This is a genomic window from Terriglobales bacterium (assembly GCA_035624475.1).
GTDB lineage: Bacteria > Acidobacteriota > Terriglobia > Terriglobales > Acidobacteriaceae > DASPRL01.
In genome coordinates this window covers 1-2,873 of record DASPRL010000106.1, presented here as the reverse complement: position 1 = coordinate 2,873, position 2,873 = coordinate 1, and the positions used below count along the sequence as shown (strand labels likewise).

The window sequence follows — 2,873 nt, the reverse complement described above, 5'->3', positions numbered from 1 at the left end:
AATGGTAGGCCCGGGAGGACTCGAACCTCTGACCTCTTCCGTGTCAAGGAAGCGCTCTAACCAACTGAGCTACGGGCCTACGGGGCCTCCGGCGCGCCAGCGCGCGCGCGGAGTGCGTCAGGCGGGACAGGCTCATTCTATCGTCCGGTGGGGCGGTTGCCAACTGACACCCAGAGTCCAGTCGTCCCATGCGGGACTGGTGGGCGGCAGCGATTCCGGGAGAATTCCCTTAGTCGATCTGCCAAGGTCTGAGACTCTCGGGGTCCTTCGACTCGCGATGCCCTGCGGACTAGCCGCAGGGCATCGCTCGCCCAGGATGACAAGCAGTAGAAGAGTCCCTCGCGCGGGACGCTCTCGACTGCATTCGGGGCAGATACTGGCCCGCGCCCCCACCGCTACCGCCGAGTCGGCCGTGCCACACGCGTCACTCAGCGGCCGTAGCCCTGCTGGTAGCCCTGCTCATAACCCTGGCGATAGCGGTTCTTGTAGTCCTGCTTGTCCATGTGCACGGTGCTCAGGTTGTGGTCGGCGTCCTGCCAGGCGGCGTGCTCGTGGGGGCGGTAGGAGTGGCCGGTGCGGCGGTCCTCGGCGCCCTCCTTGAGGCCATCCTGGTAGCCGGTGTTGTAGGCGACGTCGGCCTGGGTGCCGCTCTGGCCGTAGCCTTCCTGGTAGCCCTGCTCGTAACCCTGGCGATAGCGGTCCTTGTACTGCTGCGCATCCATGTGCACGGTGCTGAGGTTGTGATCGGCATCCTGCCAGGCGGCGTGCTCGTGGGGACGGAAGGAGTGGCTGGTGCGCAGGTCCTCGCCGCCCTCCTTGAGGCCGTCCTGGTAGCCGGTGCTGTAGGCGACGTCGGAGGTCGGGTAGCCGGGCTGGCCGGGCGCGGCGTAGCCGCTGACACAGCGCAGGGTGCCATCGTCGTTGACGATCTGGCCGCTGCAGCCGGAGACGCCGCTCAGGCTGGTGTCGTGCCAGTCGCCGTTGTTGCGGCGGCAGGTGGCCTGGATGCTATCGCCGCTCTGGTGGATGTCGCGGCAGCTCTCGCTGTAGGAGTTGTAGGCGGAGCCATAGCCCGCCTCGGAGTAGGAGCAGCGCAGGGCGCCGTCGTCGTTGACCACCTCGCCGTGGCAGCGGGCAGCGTTGGGCAGGATGGTCTGCTTCCACTGGCCGTTGGCGGCCTGGCAGCGGGCTTCCAGGTCGTCGCCGTTCATGCGGACGTCCTGGCAGGTCTGAGTGTAGGAGCCGGTGGGCAGCCCGGCGCGGCGGCCGCGCCACCCCTGCTGGGGGGCGCCGCAGACCAGCTCGCCGTTCTGATTGCCGATATCGCCGCGGCACGAGGCAAAGTCGCGCAGGGAGGCGAACTGCCAGTTGCCGCTCGAGTCCTGGCAACTGGCGACCAGGACGCTGTAGCGAACTTCGAGGTCTTTGCAGGTCCGCTGGTAGGAACCGGGAGGAGGCGCCTGCGCCAAACCCGCGCTCGCCCCGGCCAGAACCAGGACCCATCCCGCCATGGCCTGCATGATCCAGGAACGCATCGATCGCATATTTCCCCTCCTGGCCAGGATCCGCTGTGCGGCCTGGCACCGACCGCTGCCTCTATCAGAGCGCCGAGCACGCGGCTTCGTCAAGGCCCGAAGTCGCCGGCGGGGGAGACGGGTGGACGCATCGCCTTTTTGCATCCCGAGGATGGGGCAGTAATCTAAAGGAGCATCCGGAAGGAGGGCCTCCCTATGGCCAGCGCAGCCCGTCCGTTCCCCCAGGCCTCGGCCCCTGCCATCTTCCAGCAGCGCCGGGTGGATTCGCTGCTGTGCCTGCAGAAGGCGGCGCAGCAGATCAGCTCCATCCTGGAGCTGGACGAATTGCTCGACACCATCGTGCACCGGGTGGCGGTGGACTTCGGCTGCATCGAGTCGGCCATCGTGCTGGTGGAGGGCGAGCAGTTCCACCTGGCGGCGGTGCACGGCTGCACCCAGGCCAAGAAAGGCGCGCGCTGGGCGGTGAGCGAAGGCCTGTCGGGGCAGGTAGTGGCCACGGGCCAGGCCTACTACGCCCCCGACGTCACCCAGGAATTGCTCTACAAAGCCTGCGAGCCCGACACGCGCTCCGAGGTCATCATCCCGCTGAAGGTGGGAGAGCGCATCCTGGGGGTCTTCGACGCGTCGCACCACGAGGTGGACGCCTTCCCGCGCGGGCAGATCGAGATCCTGAAGGCGCTGGCGGGGCATCTGGCGGTGGCCATCGACAACGCGCAGCGCATCCAGCGGGAGCGCCAGCAGATGCAGCGCCTGCACGAGGAAGAGGACGAAGCGCGGCGCATCCAGCAGAGCCTGCTGCCGCGCGCGGCGCCCGCGATCCCCGGCTTCAAGCTGGAAGGAGAGTGCGTGCCGGCGGGAGCGGTGGGCGGCGATTGGTTCGACTACATCCCGTTATCCGACGGGCGGTGGGCGCTGGTGCTGGCCGACGTGTCGGGCAAGGGCGTGCCGGCGGCGCTGCTGATGTCGGCGACGCGCGGCATCGTGCGCTCGCTGGCGCCGCTGGCCAGCGGCCCGGGCGAGGTGCTGGGGCGCGTGAACCAGATGCTGGTGGAGGACTTCCCCGCCGGGCGCTACGTCACCATGATCTACGCGGTGCTGGACCCGGCCAAGCGCACGCTCACCTTCGCCAGCGCCGGGCATCCCTGGCCGCTGCTCTGCCACGGCGCCGACGTGCGTCCCCTGCACACCGACGCGGGCATGCCCCTGGGGCTGCTGCCCTGCGAGTTCACCGAGCACACCGTCACCTTCTGCCACGATTTCCGGCTGCTGTTCTACACCGACGGGATCTCGGAGGCGCTGAACCGCGCGGAGGAGGAGTTCGGCAGCGGGCGGCTGATG

The 2,873-nt window shown here is 68.6% G+C and carries 2 protein-coding genes and 1 tRNA gene; 1 reads left to right on the top strand and 2 read right to left on the bottom strand.

Going from position 1 to position 2,873, the window contains the following annotated elements; all coding sequences use genetic code 11:
• Positions 1–2: 2 nt before the first annotated feature.
• Together VEG08_04665 and VEG08_04660 are read right to left on the bottom strand one after the other, a co-directional pair.
• Positions 3–79 (bottom strand) — tRNA-Val (locus VEG08_04665).
• 349 nt (positions 80–428) lie between these two features.
• Complete coding sequence (locus VEG08_04660) at positions 429–1,544, bottom strand: CVNH domain-containing protein (protein HXZ27276.1); 1,116 nt, start codon at positions 1,542–1,544, stop codon at positions 429–431.
• A gap of 186 nt (positions 1,545–1,730) precedes the next feature.
• Here VEG08_04660 and VEG08_04655 point away from each other — a divergent pair.
• The coding region (locus VEG08_04655; protein ID HXZ27275.1) for a GAF domain-containing SpoIIE family protein phosphatase at positions 1,731–2,873 on the top strand (1,143 nt) is incomplete at its 3' end.